The organism is Pseudomonas sp. GW821-FHT01E05 (assembly GCF_059422425.1).
In genome coordinates, this window is sequence record NZ_JBWKWW010000002.1 from 208,208 (window position 1) to 225,886 (window position 17,679).

Annotated in this window: 11 protein-coding genes and 2 tRNA genes; 2 read left to right on the plus strand and 11 right to left on the minus strand. The window is 59.9% G+C overall.

The window, feature by feature from the left end; all coding sequences use genetic code 11:
• Positions 1–151: 151 nt before the first annotated feature.
• The 11 genes from AC07W5_RS04505 to rnr all read right to left on the minus strand — a co-directional run bounded on the left by AC07W5_RS04505 (position 152) and on the right by rnr (position 17,038).
• Positions 152–1,042 (minus strand): transglutaminase family protein, encoded by an 891-nt coding sequence (locus tag AC07W5_RS04505; protein WP_495011238.1) that lies wholly within the window; start codon positions 1,040–1,042, stop codon positions 152–154.
• Positions 1,042–3,528 (minus strand): circularly permuted type 2 ATP-grasp protein, encoded by a 2,487-nt coding sequence (locus tag AC07W5_RS04510; protein ID WP_495022861.1) that lies wholly within the window; start codon positions 3,526–3,528, stop codon positions 1,042–1,044. The genes AC07W5_RS04505 and AC07W5_RS04510 overlap by 1 nt, the downstream gene beginning before the upstream one ends.
• An 88-nt stretch (positions 3,529–3,616) precedes the next feature.
• Positions 3,617–6,892 carry a transglutaminase family protein gene (locus tag AC07W5_RS04515; protein WP_495022862.1) on the minus strand — a complete coding sequence of 1,092 codons (3,276 nt, stop codon included), beginning with the start codon at positions 6,890–6,892 and terminating at the stop codon, positions 3,617–3,619.
• Positions 6,893–7,227: 335 nt separating this feature from the next.
• Entirely contained in the window at positions 7,228–9,531 is a 2,304-nt protein-coding gene (locus AC07W5_RS04520; protein WP_495022863.1) for a YgiQ family radical SAM protein, read from the minus strand.
• Positions 9,532–9,678: 147 nt separating this feature from the next.
• Positions 9,679–11,073 (minus strand): replicative DNA helicase, encoded by a 1,395-nt coding sequence (gene dnaB, locus AC07W5_RS04525; protein ID WP_495022864.1) that lies wholly within the window; start codon positions 11,071–11,073, stop codon positions 9,679–9,681.
• Between the two features lie 137 nt (positions 11,074–11,210).
• Positions 11,211–11,657 carry a 50S ribosomal protein L9 gene (rplI, locus tag AC07W5_RS04530; protein WP_095169562.1) on the minus strand — a complete coding sequence of 149 codons (447 nt, stop codon included), beginning with the start codon at positions 11,655–11,657 and terminating at the stop codon, positions 11,211–11,213.
• A gap of 19 nt (positions 11,658–11,676) precedes the next feature.
• Positions 11,677–12,570: a hypothetical protein gene (locus AC07W5_RS04535; RefSeq protein WP_494993445.1), complete on the minus strand. Its 894-nt coding sequence runs from the start codon at positions 12,568–12,570 to the stop codon at positions 11,677–11,679.
• Between the two features lie 36 nt (positions 12,571–12,606).
• On the minus strand, positions 12,607–12,837 hold the full coding sequence (gene rpsR / locus AC07W5_RS04540) for a 30S ribosomal protein S18 (protein ID WP_002551829.1): 231 nt from the start codon (positions 12,835–12,837) through the stop codon (positions 12,607–12,609).
• Between the two features lie 28 nt (positions 12,838–12,865).
• Entirely contained in the window at positions 12,866–13,291 is a 426-nt protein-coding gene (rpsF, locus tag AC07W5_RS04545; RefSeq protein ID WP_150743927.1) for a 30S ribosomal protein S6, read from the minus strand.
• A 355-nt stretch (positions 13,292–13,646) separates the two neighbouring features.
• Positions 13,647–14,414 (minus strand): 23S rRNA (guanosine(2251)-2'-O)-methyltransferase RlmB, encoded by a 768-nt coding sequence (gene rlmB / locus AC07W5_RS04550; protein WP_494993444.1) that lies wholly within the window; start codon positions 14,412–14,414, stop codon positions 13,647–13,649.
• Complete coding sequence (gene rnr / locus AC07W5_RS04555; protein ID WP_494993443.1) at positions 14,411–17,038, minus strand: ribonuclease R; 2,628 nt, start codon at positions 17,036–17,038, stop codon at positions 14,411–14,413. Before rnr ends, rlmB begins: the two co-directional genes overlap by 4 nt.
• Positions 17,039–17,262: 224 nt before the next feature.
• Here rnr and AC07W5_RS04560 point away from each other — a divergent pair.
• Together AC07W5_RS04560 and AC07W5_RS04565 are read left to right on the plus strand one after the other, a co-directional pair.
• Positions 17,263–17,349 (plus strand) — tRNA-Leu (locus tag AC07W5_RS04560).
• Positions 17,350–17,515: 166 nt separating this feature from the next.
• Positions 17,516–17,602 (plus strand) — tRNA-Leu (locus AC07W5_RS04565).
• Positions 17,603–17,679: the final 77 nt, after the last annotated feature.

Sequence of the window (17,679 nt, forward strand, 5' to 3'; positions counted from 1 at the left end):
CTCACAGTCCAATCCTGAATCCCCCAGCCAGAAACGACTAGCCTATCCCCTTGTGGGAGCGAGCCTGCTCGCGATGGCGGCTGCACATCCAACATTTGTGTGACTGTCTGACTGCAATCGCGAGCAGGCTCGCTCCCACATTGGATCTTCGTTACTCCAACGGCATCACCGTCACCCGCACTTCCGGATCATGGCTGCCGCCCCCCAGAATCACCCCGCGCAGCGGCGATACATCGGAAAAATCCCGACCCCAGGCCAGAGTGATGTGCTCCAGCGCTGGCTGCACGTTGTTGGTCGGATCAAAGTCGACCCAGCCCAGCACCGGACAAAACACCGAAACCCAGGCGTGGGACGCATCCGCCCCGATCAGGCGCGGTTGGCCAGGCGGTGGCTGGGTCAGCAGGTAGCCGCTGATATAACGCGCCGCCAGCCCACGGGAACGCAGGCACGCGAGCATCAAGTGCGCAAAGTCCTGACACACCCCACGCCGACGCTCCAGCACTTCCACCAGCGGCGTTGCGACCTGGGTCGCCTCGGCGTCGAAGGTGAACTCGCTGAAAATCTTCTCCATCAGCGCCTGAACGCCCAGCAACAACGGCCGGCCGAGAGGGAAACAGCTCTCGGAAAACTCGACGAAGCTGCTTTTCAAATGCACGTAAGGCGATTCGAAGCGATAACGGCAGGCTTCCAGCAGCACTGGGGAAATCGGCTGGCTGCTGTAAGTCAGCGCACTACGGGTCGCATCCCAAGCCAGTGACTGGTTGAAATCCAGCGCGGGCCTGGCCAGCACCTCGACCGTGAGCCGGGCATTGACCTGCAGCTCATCGTGGGGCCGTTCGAAGGCCAGCCGGGTCAACGGGTTACCGAACACATCCTGCTCGTCGCGACGCGAGCTCGGCTCCGGGCTGATCAGCAGTTGTTGTTCGGTACAACGTTGCCACGCACAGGGTCGCGGCCATAGGTGAGCAAGCTGCTGGGCCAGCGACACCGGGCTGTCGTAGTGGTAGTGAGTGTCGTGGAGAATCTGGTAATGGGCGCTCATCAGACGGACACCGTTTGCTGGCTGACATCATCGACGTGGGCAAAATGCCGCAACGCCAGGCGGTCGGACACTTGCCCGCTGACATCGGCGACTTCTTGCAGCAGGTCCGCCAGGCCATCAAGGGCGGCGCGCACACTGGCCTCGCCGAACAGGGCGTTTTCCAGGCAGCCCAGGTCAACGCGCGCCAAACGCTCGACCAGTTCAACGAGCCCGGTTTCTCGCGGCACGCCAAAGTCGTCGTTCAAACGCTTGAGGGTTCGCATCACCAGCTTCAACTGGAACAACACTGCGTGGGGGTTCTGTTCATCAAGCAGCAACAGATCGAGCACGGGGATCAACTGCGCCACCGCCAGGTAGCGTGAGCGATAGGTGATGCTGCTGTTGCCCAGCTCCAGCAGCCATTCCAGACCGGCCTGATCAAACGCCGCCGTACCGCGCAGGAACGCCGCCAGGCTGCTGCTGAGGAACTGCAGTCGTTCAAGTCGACGGCCAATCATCAAAAAGCGCCAGCCTTCGTCGCGGGTCATGTCGTCCAGGGCAAACCCGGACAGCGCCGCCAGCGACATCACCAAGCGGTTGAGAAAATCCAGTAACTCGCCAAAATCCGGTTCGTCGGTTTCCAGCGCCATGGCTTCGCGTTGCAGTTCCACCAGCGCTTGCCAGTTTTCCCGCGAGAGTTTGCCGCGCACTTGCGAGGCCGCCCACTGTAAGCGCTGCAAGTTGGAGCGCAGGCTGAACGACCAGTCGTCACCGAGCAACGCCGCCAACAACCGCTCAGGCAACTCGCCTTCGTCCGGCAACAGCATCAGGTTCTCGCCGAGATCGACCGCGGCCTGCAACGCCTGCGGGTCATCACCGTCGACATACCGCGCCAGCATGATCCGCAGCAGACGGGCACTGTCGTCGCAACGCTCGCAATAGCGGCCGAACCAGAACAGGTTTTCCACCACTCGCGAAGGCAAGTACGGATCGCGGCGCACCAGATCATGCACGCCGATGGTTCGCTGGGTCTTCCAATGCTCGCCATTGGGCGCACGCTCACCCAACACCCAGGTGTCCTTGCTCGCACCGCCGCGCTGCATTGACACCACCTCGGCGTCAGCCTCGGCCGCCACCCGGGTCAAACCACCGGGCAGCACGCGATAGCCGCCGGCACTGGCCACCGCATACACCCGCATGCCAATGGCGCGCGGCTGCAACTGGCCGTCTTCGGCCTGCCAGATCGGCGCCTGGGACAGCTGCGCCAACTCCTGCGCGACATAGGCGTACGGCCGAGCCTGCATGCGTTCGGCCAAGTCCTGGCGCTGTTCATCGCTCAGGTCGCGACCGAACACCGGAGAAAAACTTTGTGAGGGAAAGGCCGGTTTGATCAGCAGCTCCGGCAACTTCTCCAGCGCCTCAGCCAACACGGGCGCCTCACCGCACCACCAGGTGGCGATGGACGGCAGGATCAGTTCTTCACCGAACAGGAATTGATTGATCCGTGGCAGAAACCCCAGCAATCCCGGCGATTCCAGCACCCCGCTGCCCAAGGCATTGGCCACCAGCACCCGGCCTTGGCGCACGGCCTCGAGCAGGCCCGGAACACCGAGGGCCGAGTCGGTGCGCAGCTCCAGCGGGTCGCAGAAGTCATCGTCGAGCCGACGCATGATGGCGTGCACCCGACGCAGACCGCTCAGCGTCTTCAGATAGACCGTGGCGTTGCGTACGGTCAAATCACCGCCCTCGACCAATGGGTAACCGAGCTGGCGTGCCAGATACAGATGCTCGAAATAACTTTCGTTGAAACGCCCCGGCGTCAGCAGCACCACCAACGGCGCTTCATCATCACTCGGTGCCTGGCGAGCAAGGGTTTCCTGCAAGGTGCGGAAAAACCCGGCCAGATGCTGCACCTGCAAATCGCGGTACAGCTCTGGAAAGGCTCGCGAGACGATGGTGCGATTTTCCAGCGCATAACCGGCACCCGACGGTGCTTGAGTCCGGTCAGCCGTCACCCACCAACGTCCATCGGGAGTGCGCGCCAGGTCCACGGCGTACAGATGCAGAAAGGCCCCGTCAGGCGGCTGAATGCCCTGACAAGGCCAGAGGAAATTGTTGTGACCGAAGACCAGCTCGGCCGGCAGCAGCCCTTCAGCGATCAATCGTTGAGGGCCGTACAGATCCGCCAACACTGCATTGAGCAAGCGCGCCCGCTGAGCAATGCCGGCGGCGAGCTGCTGCCACTCATCGGCAGCAATCACATTGGGCAGCAAATCCAGCTCCCACGGGCGATCAGCGCCCTTGGGGTCGGCGTAGACGTTGTAGGTGACGCCATTTTCCTGGATCTGCCGGGCCAGCAGCGCCTGACGCTGAACCAGTTGCGCAGGTGTACTGCGCTGCAATTGGTCGAACAGCCGCCGCCAGTGCGCACGCACGGCGCCACTGTCGTCGAGCATTTCGTGATAAGTGCCCGCCGTCAGCGGGTAGCGGTCAAGCAGGTCAGGCATGGAAAGCTCGGCAGACAGCAAGGAAAAGTCAGATTAGCGCAGACAGATGACGCCCGGATATGCGAAAAATCCGGGCGTCGTGTCTGCTTTAGAAACGTCGCAAATCGAGCGTCATCGGCAGCTCATCGTTGATCGTCAGGGTCGGTACCGGCAAGGTGCCAGGGCTGTGGCCAAGGCGGAAGAAACGCGCCATCCGTCGGCTCTCGGCCTCATTGGCGTTTACCGGCAAGCTGTCGTAGTTGCGCCCGCCCGGATGGGCGACGTGGTACTGACAGCCACCCAGCGAGCGTTGCATCCAGGTATCGAGCAGGTCGAACACCAGCGGCGCATGCACCGGGATGGTCGGTTGCAGGCAGTTGGCCGGCTGCCAGGCGCGGAAACGCACGCCAGCGACGAACTCGCCGACCCGCCCGGTCGGTTGCAGTGGCACCGGGATGCCGTTGCAGGTCAGCACATAGCGCTGCGGCGGCAAGCCGTTGAGCTTGACCTGCAAGCGCTCCAGCGACGAATCAACATAACGCACCGTGCCTCCGGCCGCGCCCTCTTCACCCAGTACATGCCATGGCTCGAGGGCTTGACGCAGTTCCAGCTGGATGCCGCTGACGGTGTAATCGCCGACCTTCGGAAAACGAAACTCCAGATGCGCGGCGAACCACTCGGCGCGCACGGCATAGCCGGCGGCGTTCAGATCAACGATGACGTCGGCGAAATCCTGTTCGATAAAGTGTGGCAACAGGAAGCGGTCATGCAGTTCCGTGCCCCAACGGGCCAGCTTGCCAGGCGCATAAGGCTCACGCCAGAACCGCGCCACCAGCGCTCGCAGCAGCAGTTGCTGGGCCAGGCTCATGCGCGCATGGGGCGGCATTTCGAACGCCCGCAACTCCAGTAGCCCAAGGCGGCCAGTAGCACCATCGGGTGAATACAGTTTGTCGATGCAGAACTCGGCGCGGTGGGTGTTACCGGTGACGTCGATCAGCAGGTTGCGCAGTAAGCGGTCGACCAGCCATGGCGGACATTCTTCACCCGGCTCGGGCATTTGCGCAAAGGCGATCTCCAGCTCATACAACGCATCGTTACGCGCTTCGTCCACACGCGGCGCCTGGGACGTCGGGCCGATAAACAACCCGGAGAACAGGTAGGACAGCGACGGGTGGTTATGCCAGTAGCTGATCAGGCTGCGCAGCAAGTCCGGGCGACGTAGAAATGGTGAGTCGGCCGGTGTCGCGCCACCGAGTACGAAATGGTTACCGCCGCCGGTGCCAGTGTGGCGGCCGTCGATCATGAACTTCTCGGTGGACAGTCGCGTCTGCCGCGCCTCTTCATAGAGAAACTCGGTGCGCTCCACCAACTCGTCCCAACTGGCTGAGGGCTGCACGTTGACCTCGATCACACCCGGGTCCGGCGTAATGCGGAAGTTGCTCAGACGCGGATCGCTCGGCGGCTCGTAGCCTTCCAGCAACACCGGGCAGTGCAGCTCCTCGGCGGTCGCCTCGATGGCACTGACCAGCTCCAGATAGTCTTCGACCCGCTCCAGCGGTGGCATGAACAGATACAGGCGCCCTTCCCGCGCCTGGGCGCAAAACGCGGTGCGGGTCAGCCAGTCAGCGGACTCATCGATTTTTGGTATGCGCTCATCGCTCAGCGCCGGATCGCCATGATCCTGCAGCTGCGCGGTATCGGGCAGCCGGGGCAAGTCCTGATTCGGATCGGTGGGATGCACAAACGGATATTCCGCTGCCGTCACCCAAGGCTGCGAGGCCAGTGGCAAGCGATAGCCCAGCGGCGAATCACCCGGCACCAGTCGGCAATGGTTTTCGCGCAAGTACCAACGACCGCTCTGCCATTGATCACCCTTGGCAGTGCGCGCCAGCGGCAGGACCTGGCCGATAACCTTATCCAGGCCCTGGTTGAAGACTTTATGCAGGCGGGCACGTTCGAGCTCGTCGCCCAGGCGTGAGTCTTCGGCGCTCACATTCAGCGGCAAGGCGCCTTCACGCCAGAGGTAATAGAAATTGTCTTCGTAGGCCGGAAACACGAAGCGTGTCGGCAGTTTCAAGCGCTCGGCCACACTCGCCAGAAAACGCCCGGCCAGCTCACCATCAGCACCATAGTCTTGCTGTTCATCGGCAATCAGCGCGCTGTTGTGCCAGATCGGCACGCCATCGCGGCGCCAATAGCAATTGAGCGACCAGCGCGGCAGTTGTTCGCCGGGGTACCATTTGCCCTGCCCGAAATGCACCAGCCCCTTGGGCGCGTAGTGTTTGCGCATCCGCTGGAACAGCTCAGCGGACAACCTGCGCTTATCCGGCCCCAGCGCCGCGGTGTTCCATTCAGCGCCATCCGGATCGTCGATCGAAACGAAGGTCGGCTCGCCGCCCATGGTCAGGCGTACATCGCCCTCAAGCAGGTCAGCATCGATCTGCCGACCCAATGCCTGGATCGCCAGCCACTGGTCTTCGGTGTAGGGCTTGGTGACCCGCGGGGCCTCCCAAATCCTTTCCACTGACATTTCGTGGGTAAATTCGCACTCGCACGGCTCGACCAAGCCACTGATCGGCGCGGCAGAGGACGGATCGGGGCTACAGGCCAACGGGATATGCCCTTCACCGGCAAACAGCCCTGACGTCGCGTCCAGGCCGATCCAGCCAGCACCGGGCAAGTACACCTCGCACCAGGCATGCAGGTCGGTGAAATCCACTTCAGTGCCGGATGGCCCGTCGAGGGCTTTGACGTCGGCGGTCAGTTGAATCAGGTAACCGGAGACAAACCGCGCTGCAAGACCGAGGTTGCGCAGCAATTGCACCAGCAACCAGGCGGAGTCACGGCAGGAGCCGGAAGCGTTCTCAAGGGTTTGCTCGGGCGTCTGCACACCCGGTTCCATGCGAATCAGGTAGCCGATGTCTTCGCTCAAACGCTGATTCAGCGCAACCAGAAAGTCGACGCTGGGCAGCGGCGTGCGGTCGATGCCGCCCAGATATGCCTTGAACTTCGGCGTCAGCGGCAGCGTTTCCAGGTACGGTGCCAGCTCACGCTGTTCGTCAGCAGCGTAGGAAAAAGGAATCTTTTCCGCATAAGGCTCAAGGAAGAAATCGAACGGATTAAACACCGCCATCTCGGCCAACAGATCGACCTCGATCCGCAGCTCATTGGTTTTCTCCGGGAACACCAGTCGCGCCAGGTAATTACCCTGGGGATCTTGTTGCCAGTTGATGAAGTGCTGCTCCGGTAGAACCTTCAGCGCATACGACAGAATCCGCGTGCGGCTGTGGGCCGCCGGACGCAGGCGAACGATCTGCGGGCCGAGTTCGACCGCGCGGTCGTATCGGTAATGCGTGACATGGTGCAATGCGACATGAATCGACACGGCGTGCCTCCTGCGAGCCTGGACATAAATGAAAGCGCGCAAGACTTATGCCATTCAGACAAGTCGGGCGCTTTCATCGGTTGCTCAGGGCAGTACAGCACCAAAATCGGGCGAGGGGAGGTTTTGCATTGGAGCGCTTGCACATAATTGTGGCGCTCCCATGATCGTTCCCACGCTCCTGCGTTGATCGTTCCCGCGCTCTGCGTGGGAATGCAGCCCGTGACGCTCCGCGTCACTGGACGCGGAGCGTCCCAAGAGGCATTCCTTTGCGGCGCGTGGAGCGATCAGCAAAACGCCAGCCCGAAGGCTGGCGTTTTCTTTACCGCTGGCTGCGCTTAACGCGGTACGACCGGCTTGCGCTCAGGCTTCTTGCCTTTGCCTTTGGCCGCGTCCATACGCTCCTTGGCTGCCTGTTTGTTGCGGGCAAACGCCGCCGCCTTCGCCTGCTCACGCTTGTCCCACGGGTTGCCGCCGTCACTGGCACGCGGTGGCAAACCGGTGTGCTGGGTCAGGATTTTAGTGGTCGTGTCCTTGGCCACTTTATGGCTACCGGCCGGTGTCGAGTTCTTGCGACGGGCGCTCTGGTAGCTGTCGGTCGCCGGCTGATGCAGTGGAATCAGCTGATTCTTGCCCGGCCCGATCAGGTCGGCGCGGCCCATGCGGGTCAGCGCTTCACGCAGCATCGGCCAGCCTTTCGGGTCGTGATAACGCAAGAATGCCTTGTGCAGGCGACGCTGCTCTTCGCTCTTGACGATGGTCACGGCGTCGCTCTTGTAAGTGACCTTGCGCAGCGGGTTCTTGCCCGAGTGGTACATCGCGGTGGCGGTGGCCATCGGCGACGGGTAGAACGCCTGCACCTGGTCCGCACGGAAACCGTTGCCCTTGAGCCACAGGGCCAGGTTCATCATGTCTTCGTCGGTGGTGCCCGGGTGGGCGGCGATGAAGTACGGAATCAGGTACTGCTCTTTCCCGGCTTCCTTGGAGTACTTCTCGAACATCCGCTTGAACTTGTCATAGCTGCCGATGCCCGGCTTCATCATCTGATTGAGCGGACCTTCCTCGGTGTGTTCCGGGGCGATCTTCAGGTAACCGCCGACGTGGTGGGTCACCAGCTCTTTGACGTATTCCGGCGACTCGACCGCGAGGTCGTAACGCAGGCCGGAGGCGATCAGGATCTTCTTCACACCCGGCAAGGCACGGGCACTGCGATACAGCTGGATCAGCGACGAGTGGTCGGTGTTCAGGTTCGGGCAAATGCCGGGGAACACGCACGACGGCTTGCGGCACGCGGATTCGATTTCCGGAGTCTTGCAGGCGATGCGGTACATGTTCGCGGTCGGGCCGCCGAGGTCGGAAATGACGCCGGTGAAGCCTGGGACCTTGTCGCGAATTTCTTCGATCTCGCGAATGATCGACTCTTCGGAACGGTTCTGGATGATCCGGCCTTCGTGCTCGGTGATCGAGCAGAAGGTACAGCCGCCAAAGCAGCCGCGCATGATGTTCACCGAGAAACGGATCATGTCGTAGGCCGGGATCTTCTCCTTGCCATACGCCGGGTGCGGAATACGTGCGTAAGGCATGCCAAACACGTAGTCCATCTCTTCGGTGGTCATCGGAATCGGCGGCGGGTTGAACCAGACGTCGACTTCGCCGTGCTTCTGAACCAGCGCGCGGGCATTGCCCGGGTTGGTTTCCAGGTGCAGCACGCGGTTGGCGTGGGCGTACAGAACGGCATCGCCACGGACCTTTTCCACCGACGGCAGACGAATCACGGTCTTGTCGCGGGTCATCCGAGGGCTCGCCAGCAGTTGCACGACCTTGGCTTCCTGCGGATCTTCGACCGGACCTTTCTCTTGCTCGATAGCGCAGGCCTGGGTGTCCTGGGTATTCACGTACGGATTGATGATTTTGTCGATCTTGCCCGGACGGTCGATGCGCGTGGAGTCGACTTCGTACCAGCCTTGCGGCGTGTCACGACGAATGAACGCGGTGCCGCGCACGTCGGTGATGTCTTCGATCTTGTGACCGTAGGACAGACGCTGGGCGACTTCGACGATCGCTCGCTCGGCGTTGCCGTACAGCAGAATGTCGGCGCAGGCATCGATCAGGATCGAGTTGCGCACCCGGTCCTGCCAGTAATCGTAGTGCGCGATGCGGCGCAGTGAAGCTTCGATGCCACCGAGAACAATCGGCACATTCTTGTAGGCTTCCTTGCAGCGCTGGCTGTAAACCAGGCTCGCGCGATCCGGACGTTTGCCAGCCATGCCACCGGGGGTGTAGGCGTCATCGGAACGGATTTTCTTGTCGGCGGTGTAGCGGTTGATCATCGAGTCCATGTTGCCGGCCGCGACACCGAAGAACAGGTTCGGCTCGCCGAGCTTCATGAAGTCGTCTTTGGACTGCCAGTTTGGCTGGGCAATGATCCCGACGCGAAAGCCCTGGGACTCCAGCAGCCGGCCGATGATTGCCATGCCAAACGACGGATGGTCGACGTAGGCATCACCGGTGACGATGATGATGTCGCAGGAATCCCAGCCGAGCTGATCCATCTCCTCCCTGCTCATTGGCAGGAATGGCGCCGGTCCGAAACATTCGGCCCAGTACTTGGGATAGTCAAATAACGGCTTGGCTGCTTGCATGTCGATGACCGGTGTTGGCTTTCAATGGGACTCTTTGTTTCCAAAGAATTTCGCGGGCGCGGAATATAGCACAAAATTTAACCAATTCCGACGGCCATGGTCGGAAATTGGTGGTGCTTCTATCGCGGGCACTCGAGCGTCGACGGATTATTCGTCTTCGAAGTTGTAACTGCCTGGCGCGAGGTTTTCGAAACGGGTGTATTTGCCGATGAACGCCAGGCGAGTGGTGCCGATCGGGCCGTTACGCTGTTTGCCGATGATGATTTCAGCAATGCCTTTGTGCTCGGTTTCCGGGTGATACACCTCGTCCCGGTAGACGAACATGATGACGTCGGCATCCTGCTCGATCGCTCCGGATTCCCGCAAGTCGGAGTTGATCGGGCGCTTGTTCGGACGCTGCTCCAGGGAGCGGTTGAGCTGAGACAGCGCAACTACCGGGCAGTTGAATTCCTTGGCCAACGCTTTCAACGAGCGGGAAATCTCGGAAATCTCGTTGGTCCGGTTGTCACCGCCGGAGCCTGGAATCTGCATCAATTGCAGGTAGTCGATCATGATCAAGCCAACCTCGCCATGCTCACGCACCAGTCGCCGAGTACGCGCACGCATCTCCGAGGGGCTGATGCCGGCGGTGTCATCGATGAACAACTTGCGATCGTTGAGCAGGTTGACTGCCGAGGTCAGGCGCGGCCAGTCATCGTCCTCCAGGCGACCGGCACGGACCTTGGTCTGGTCAATCCGACCCAGGGACGAAAGCATACGCATGATCAGCGATTCGCCTGGCATCTCCAGCGAGTAGACCAATACAGCCTTCTCGCTGCGCAGTACGGCGTTTTCCACCAGGTTCATGGCGAAGGTGGTCTTACCCATGGATGGACGGCCGGCGACGATGATCAGGTCGGCCGGCTGCAGGCCGCTGGTCATCCCGTCGAGATCGGTATAACCGGTGGACAGGCCAGTGATGGCGTTGTCGGTATTGAACAGCGTATCGATACGATCGATGGCCTTGGTCAACAGGTCGTTGACGCTGACCGGGCCGCCGGTTTTCGGCCGCGCTTCGGCGATCTGGAAGATCTGCCGTTCGGCCTCGTCAAGAATCTCTTCGGCGGTACGCCCTTCCGGGTTGAAGGCGCTGTCGGCGATTTCGGTGCTGATGGCGATCAGCTGACGCAAGGTGGCCCGCTGCCGGACGATCTGCGCATAGGCCTTGATGTTAGCGACCGACGGCGTGTTCTTCGCCAGCTCGCCCAAGTAGCCGAGGCCGCCGACCTGGGAGCTTTGACCTTCCTTGTCCAGCTGTTCGGCTAGGGTCACCACGTCGATTGGTGAGTTCTGATCCGCCAGTTTGGCAATTGCCCGGAAGATCAGGCGGTGGTCATGTCGATAGAAATCACCGTCGGAGACTTGATCGAGCACGCGTTCCCAGGCGTTGTTGTCCAGCATCAGACCACCGAGCACAGCCTGTTCGGCCTCGATGGAATGCGGCGGCACCTTCAGGGCAGCGGTTTGCAGATCGTATTGCTCAGGAGAGGAGATATCGTTCATGGCCACTTGGAATCAGGAAAGGTTTTATAACCAGAGACAATCAGGATCAGCAGAAAGACAAAGGGCACGACCTGTAAACAGGATCGTGCCCGATGTTACCGGCAAGCACCCAAGGGTACCAGCCGATCAAGTGCTGCTTAAGCTGCTACCACGACAACGCGTACGGTGGCTTCAACTTCAGCGTGCAGGTGCACGGCTACGTCGAATTCGCCTACGTTGCGGATGGTGCCGTTCGGCAGACGAACTTCGCTTTTTGCAACTTCAACGCCAGAGGCGGTCAGTGCATCAGCGATGTCGTGGGTGCCGATCGAACCGAACAGCTTGCCTTCGTCACCGGCGGTGGCAGTGATGGTCACTTCCAGCTCGGCCAGTTGGGCAGCGCGGCTTTCAGCCGAAGCTTTCTTGTCTGCAGCCAGTTTTTCCAGCTCGGCACGACGCTCTTCGAACGCAGCCAGGTTGGCAGCGGTCGCAGCGGTAGCTTTGCCGTAAGGCAGCAGGTAGTTACGGCCGTAACCAGCCTTAACGTTCACTTTGTCGCCCAGGTTGCCCAGGTTGGCGACTTTTTCCAGAAGGATCAGTTGCATGTGGAAATCCTCTTAACTTTTAACCTTCACCGTTCGCGCTATCGGCGTCTTTCGGCGCCAAACGACCGCGAAAATCAATCAGGCTGTCGACAATGGCCAACACCACGAGCAACGGATAGATCAGCTGCATAAACAGCAACAGCGTTACGTACAACCCCACCAGCCAAAACCTGGCCAGTCGCTTTTTAGTCACCAGCCCATGAATCAGGGCCAGCCCGGCGAACACCAGCGGTACGCTGCACAACGGCGTCAACATGGCCATCTGGTTACCGAAGTTCGGCCCCAGAAGCATGCACGCCAGCAGCAACATCGCCGGCCCCAGCGGGATTCGGATGGCGCGAAATTCGCGACCAAAACCACCGGGGTTGTACAACAACGCCTGCCAGTAGCGCCCGACAATCAGGCTCAGCACACTGACGATTTGCAACAAGGCTGCTATCAGGCCGGTCAGGACCGGTGCAATCAGTGATGCCAGACGCGCTCGCTCTTCTACCGAAAACTTCTGGTAGAGATCTCCAAGCGCCAGCGGCAGGATTTTTACCAACTCCTGCGCCAGGCTTTCGATCTGAGGGCGGAATGCCGCACCCAACACCACTGAAAACACCAGTCCCATCGCTATGCTGACCAGCAGCACACGGTTCCAGGACTCACTTGCGCGCAAAACCAACGCAAGGCCCGACGACCCGAGCAACACCATAAGTGCGCGTGGATCATCAGAATAAAGCCACCAGATCAACGCTGGCAGCAGTCCAAGAGCAAGGACGCCAACGGCATCCCTGACTCCGCGCCGCAGGAGCACAAGACTTCCTGCGGCAGCACCCAACCAATACAACAACGGCAATGCTGCACATCCAGCCACTACCAGAGTGGCCTGCATGCGACCGCGCATGATGAACTCAGCTAAGGCGCGCATGCATTCAATCCCTTACTACGTGTCGACTGCCCGGTCTCAGCGGCCGTGGCTGTCGGTGTAGGCCAGCAGGGCCAGGAAGCGGGCGCGCTTGATAGCGGTGGCCAGCTGACGCTGATAACGAGCTTTGGTACCGGTGATGCGGCTTGGAACGATTTTGCCGGTCTCGGATACATAAGCTTTCAGAGTGTTGAGATCTTTGTAATCGATCTCTTTCACGTCTTCAGCGGTGAAGCGGCAGAATTTACGACGACGGAAGAAACGTGCCATGTAATTGGCTCCTCAAAAGGTCCGTGGATTACTCGTCAGCGTTATCGCTGTTGTCGCTGTCATCACCATCAACGCCATCGGCGCTGTCGGAGTGCTCAGGACGGTCGCGACGCTCACGGCGCTCACTGCGGTTTTCTTCAGCCTTGAGCATCTCGGATTGGCCGGTAACGGCTTCTTCGCGACGGATGACCAGGTTACGGATCACTGCATCGTTGTAGCGGAAGTTGTCTTCCAGCTCGGCCAGGGCCTTGCCAGTGCACTCAACGTTCAGCATCACGTAGTGAGCCTTGTGAACATTGTTGATTGCGTAGGCCAGTTGACGACGGCCCCAATCTTCCAGACGGTGGATTTTGCCGCCGTCTTCTTCGATCAGCTTGGTGTAACGCTCAACCATGCCGCCGACTTGCTCGCTTTGATCCGGGTGGACCAAAAAGATGATTTCGTAATGACGCATGAATGCTCCTTACGGGTTGTAGCCTGCCGCTCAAAAGCGGTCAGACAAGGAGTGAATGACACTTGTGTGTCTTGCCAGAGGTCGACACATGTGTGCCTGCCGTCACAGCAAGGGGCGCAATTGTAGAGAAGGGGCGTAAGAGGCGCAAGGCAATTGGTGATTATTTGAACAGTTCGTTCACACCATCAATTTTTGCCCTGACACAAACCATTGTGGGAGCGAACTTGCTCGCGAATACGGCTCGACATTCAATGAATATGTTGAATGACGCTCCGCTATCGCGAGCAAGCTCGCTCCCACAGGGTGTGGTGTGGGGCATAGAAATCAGGCCAACCACAATGAAACTACAGCAGGATCAGGACTTTTTGGCGGCCGCTGCGGCTTTAACGCTGCGCTGGCGCTGAGCCTCGAACAGGCAAACGCCGGTGGCCACGGAAACGTTGAGACTGCTGACGCTGCCGGCCATTGGCAGGCGCACCAGGTAGTCGCAATGTTCACGGGTCAGGCGCCGCATGCCCTTGCCTTCCGCCCCCATGATGAGGATGGTCGGCCCCGTCAGGTCTTGCTGATACAGGTCCTGCTCGGCCTCACCCGCGGTACCGACGACCCACAGGCCGCGCTGCTGGAGTTTCTCCAGAGTACGCGCCAGGTTGGTCACCGCCACCAACGGAATCACTTCCGCGGCGCCACAGGCGACTTTTCGTACAGTCGGGGTCAGGGTGGCTGACTTGTCCTTCGGAACGATCACTGCCAACGCACCGGCCGCATCAGCAGAACGCAGGCAAGCACCGAGGTTGTGCGGATCGGTCACGCCATCGAGCACCAGCAGCAGCGGCGCACCTTCGGTACGGTCGAGCAGCTCGTCGAGCATTGCCTCGCCCCAGACCTGGCTTGGACTGACGTCCGCCACCACGCCCTGGTGCACGCCTTCAACCCAGGCGTCCAGCTCACGACGCTCGGCCTGACCGACCGCAACGCGGTTTTCATTGGCCAGCTCGATCAGCGTCTGAACGCGCGGATCGCTGCGGCCTTCGGCCAACCAGATCTGCTTGACGCGTTTAGGGTGATGACGCAGCAACGCTTCTACGGCATGCACGCCGTAGATTTTTTCCAACTGACTCATGACTTGGCCTTAGGTTTACGCGCCCCGCCGCTTTTGGCTGGAGCCGAGCCCGCTTTCGGCGGGCCTTTACGGTGTTTACTCGGTTTGGCTGGCTTGCCCGTCGAGCTGGTTGATCCCGACCTTCCGGACTTTCCCTCAGACGCCGCTTTACCGCCGCTTTTCGCTTCGTTCAGCAACGCCTGCTTCATTTCACGACTTTTGCGCAACTCGGCGTTTTTCGCCGCAGCATCGCTTGGACGGTAAGCTTCGCTGGATTTCTTGTCCGCCGCGGTACGCCGCCCGGTCTTGGCCGCTGCCGGCTCAGGAACAGGTTTCGCCGCAGGCACATCAACACCCGCCGTACGTTTCTTGCGACCGATCGGCGCGCTGATGGTTTTTTCGGCCATCTCGAAGTCGATTTTGCGCTCGTCCAGATCAACCCGCATGACCCGCACTTCGACGGTATCGCCCAAGCGGAAGCTGCGACCGGTACGCTCACCGGCCAGGCGATGGTGCACAGGATCGAAGTGGTAGTAATCGCCCGGCAAGGCGGTGACGTGAACCAGACCCTCGACATAAATATCGGTCAGCTCAACGAACAGACCAAAACCTGTCACGGCAGTAATCACACCCGGGAAAGACTCACCAACGCGATCCTTCATGAACTCGCACTTGAGCCAGTTCACAACGTCACGAGTCGCTTCGTCGGCACGGCGCTCGCTCATGGAGCATTGCTCACCGAGCTGCTCCAGCGCCGCTTCGTCGTACGGATAGATGCGCGCTTTCGGAATGGTCATCGCCCCGGCACGCTTGACGTGCGGGGTGTTCTGCTTGGAATGGATGACACTGCGAATCGCCCGGTGCGTGAGCAAATCCGGGTAACGGCGAATCGGCGAAGTGAAGTGGGTATAGGCTTCGTAATTCAGACCGAAGTGGCCCTGGTTATCGGCGCTATAAACCGCCTGACTCAACGAACGCAGCATGACGGTCTGGATCAGATGGAAATCCGGACGATCCTTGATACCGGCGAGCAGCGCCTGGTAATCCTTCGGCGACGGACCGTCTTTGCCTTTATGCAGCGACAGGCCAAGCTCACCCAGAAACGCGCGAAGCTTTTCCAGACGCTCCGGCGGCGGACCATCGTGGACCCGGTACAGTGCAGGAATTTCGTGCTTTTTCAGGAACTCAGCGGTGGCCACGTTGGCCGCCAGCATGCACTCCTCGATCAGCTTGTGCGCATCGTTACGAGTGGTCGGAGTGATTTCAGCGATTTTACGCCCGGAGCCGAAGATGATTCGGGTCTCCTGGGTTTCAAAGTCGATCGCTCCACGGACATGCCGTGCGCCGAGCAACACTTTGTACAGTGCATACAACTGCTTGAGGTGCGGCACGACATCCGCGTATTCGCTACGCAGCTGTTTGGCTTCGCTGGTTTTCGGCTGCTCGAGGATCGTGCTGACCTTGTTGTAGGTCAGACGAGCCTGGGAGTGGATCACCGCTTCGTAGAACTGGTAATCGGTCATTTCGCCGGTTTTCGAGATGGTCATCTCGCACACCATGGCCAGACGGTCGACTTTCGGGTTCAGCGAGCACAGGCCGTTGGACAACTGCTCCGGCAGCATCGGTACAACGCGCTCGGGGAAGTACACCGAGTTGCCGCGTACCTGCGACTCGGCATCCAGCGCCGAACCGATCTTCACATAGCTGGAAACGTCGGCGATGGCCACGTACAACTTCCAGCCACCGGAGAACAGGCGCAGCTTGCCAGGCCTGGTTTCGCAATAGACCGCGTCATCGAAGTCGCGCGCATCTTCGCCGTCGATGGTGACGAACGGCAGATGGCGCAGATCGATGCGCTTCTCTTTGTCTTTCTCTTCGACTTGCGGCTTGAGCTTGGCGGCTTCTTTGAGCACCGCTTCAGGCCAGACGTGAGGAATGTCATAAGTACGCAGCGCGACGTCGATTTCCATGCCCGGCGCCATGTAGTTGCCCACTACCTCGATCACGTCGCCTTGCGGCTGGAAGCGTGGCGTTGGCCAGTGAGTGACCTTCACTTCGACGAACTGACCGACTTTGGCGCCGGCATTGCGACCCGGCGTGACCAGCACTTCTTGCTGAATCTTCGGGTTGTCGGCAACGACGAAGCCGATGCCGCCTTCTTCGAAGTACCGGCCAACGATGCTTTCGTGGGCACGGGAAACCACTTCGACGATCATGCCTTCACGGCGACCACGACGGTCCAGACCGGAAACCCGGGCCAGCGCACGGTCACCGTCGAACACCAGACGCATTTGTGCCGGGCTCATGAACAGATCGTCACTGCCGTCGTCCGGAACCAGGAAGCCAAAACCGTCTCGGTGACCGCTGATGCGACCGAGGATCAGGTCGAGCTTGTCCACCGGTGCGTAAGTGCCGCGGCGGGTATAAATCAGCTGAGCATCGCGCTCCATGGCGCGCAGGCGGCGACGCAGGGCTTCGAGCTGGTCTTCTGTGGTCAGACCAAACTCTTCGACCAACTGCTCGCGGTTAGCCGGCGAACCTCGATCAGCAAGGTGCTGAAGGATCAATTCGCGGCTAGGAATAGGGTTTTCATATTTTTCCGCTTCACGAGCGGCCTCGGGATCGAGGGACTGCCAATCGGCCATTAGAGAGTTTTCACCTTGTCTATATGCGGGTTAGTTTGGCATACACGTATTGAAACGGGAAATTTCAGGCTCCGACAGCACTTGAAAAGCTCTTTGCCAAGCATAGAAAGCTCACCTGAGTGCCGCTCGCGAAATTTTCCAAGTATTTTTAATAACAGGGGTTTACAGTTAAAAACGTGGTCCGTATAGTGCGCGCCATCGACGACGCAGACGTTGTCGATACTGCCCAGATGGTGAAATTGGTAGACACGCCAGCTTCAGGTGCTGGTGACCGCAAGGTCGTGGAAGTTCGAGTCTTCTTCTGGGCACCAATTTAGAGCTGGAGATTACATCAATCTTCAGGCTCCCACAAAAACCCGCGAAAGCGGGTTTTTGCATTTCAGGCGTTTGATTTATTAAAACCAAAACAGGGGTTTACAGATCAAAACGCTCTACGTATAGTGCGCTCCATCAACGGCGTACAACGCTGCTGATACTGCCCAGATGGTGAAATTGGTAGACACGCCAGCTTCAGGTGCTGGTGACCGCAAGGTCGTGGAAGTTCGAGTCTTCTTCTGGGCACCAATTCAAACTTCAGAGCATTGCTTTGAAGCTTCACAAAAACCCGCGAAAGCGGGTTTTTGCGTTTCTGGTTTTCGAAT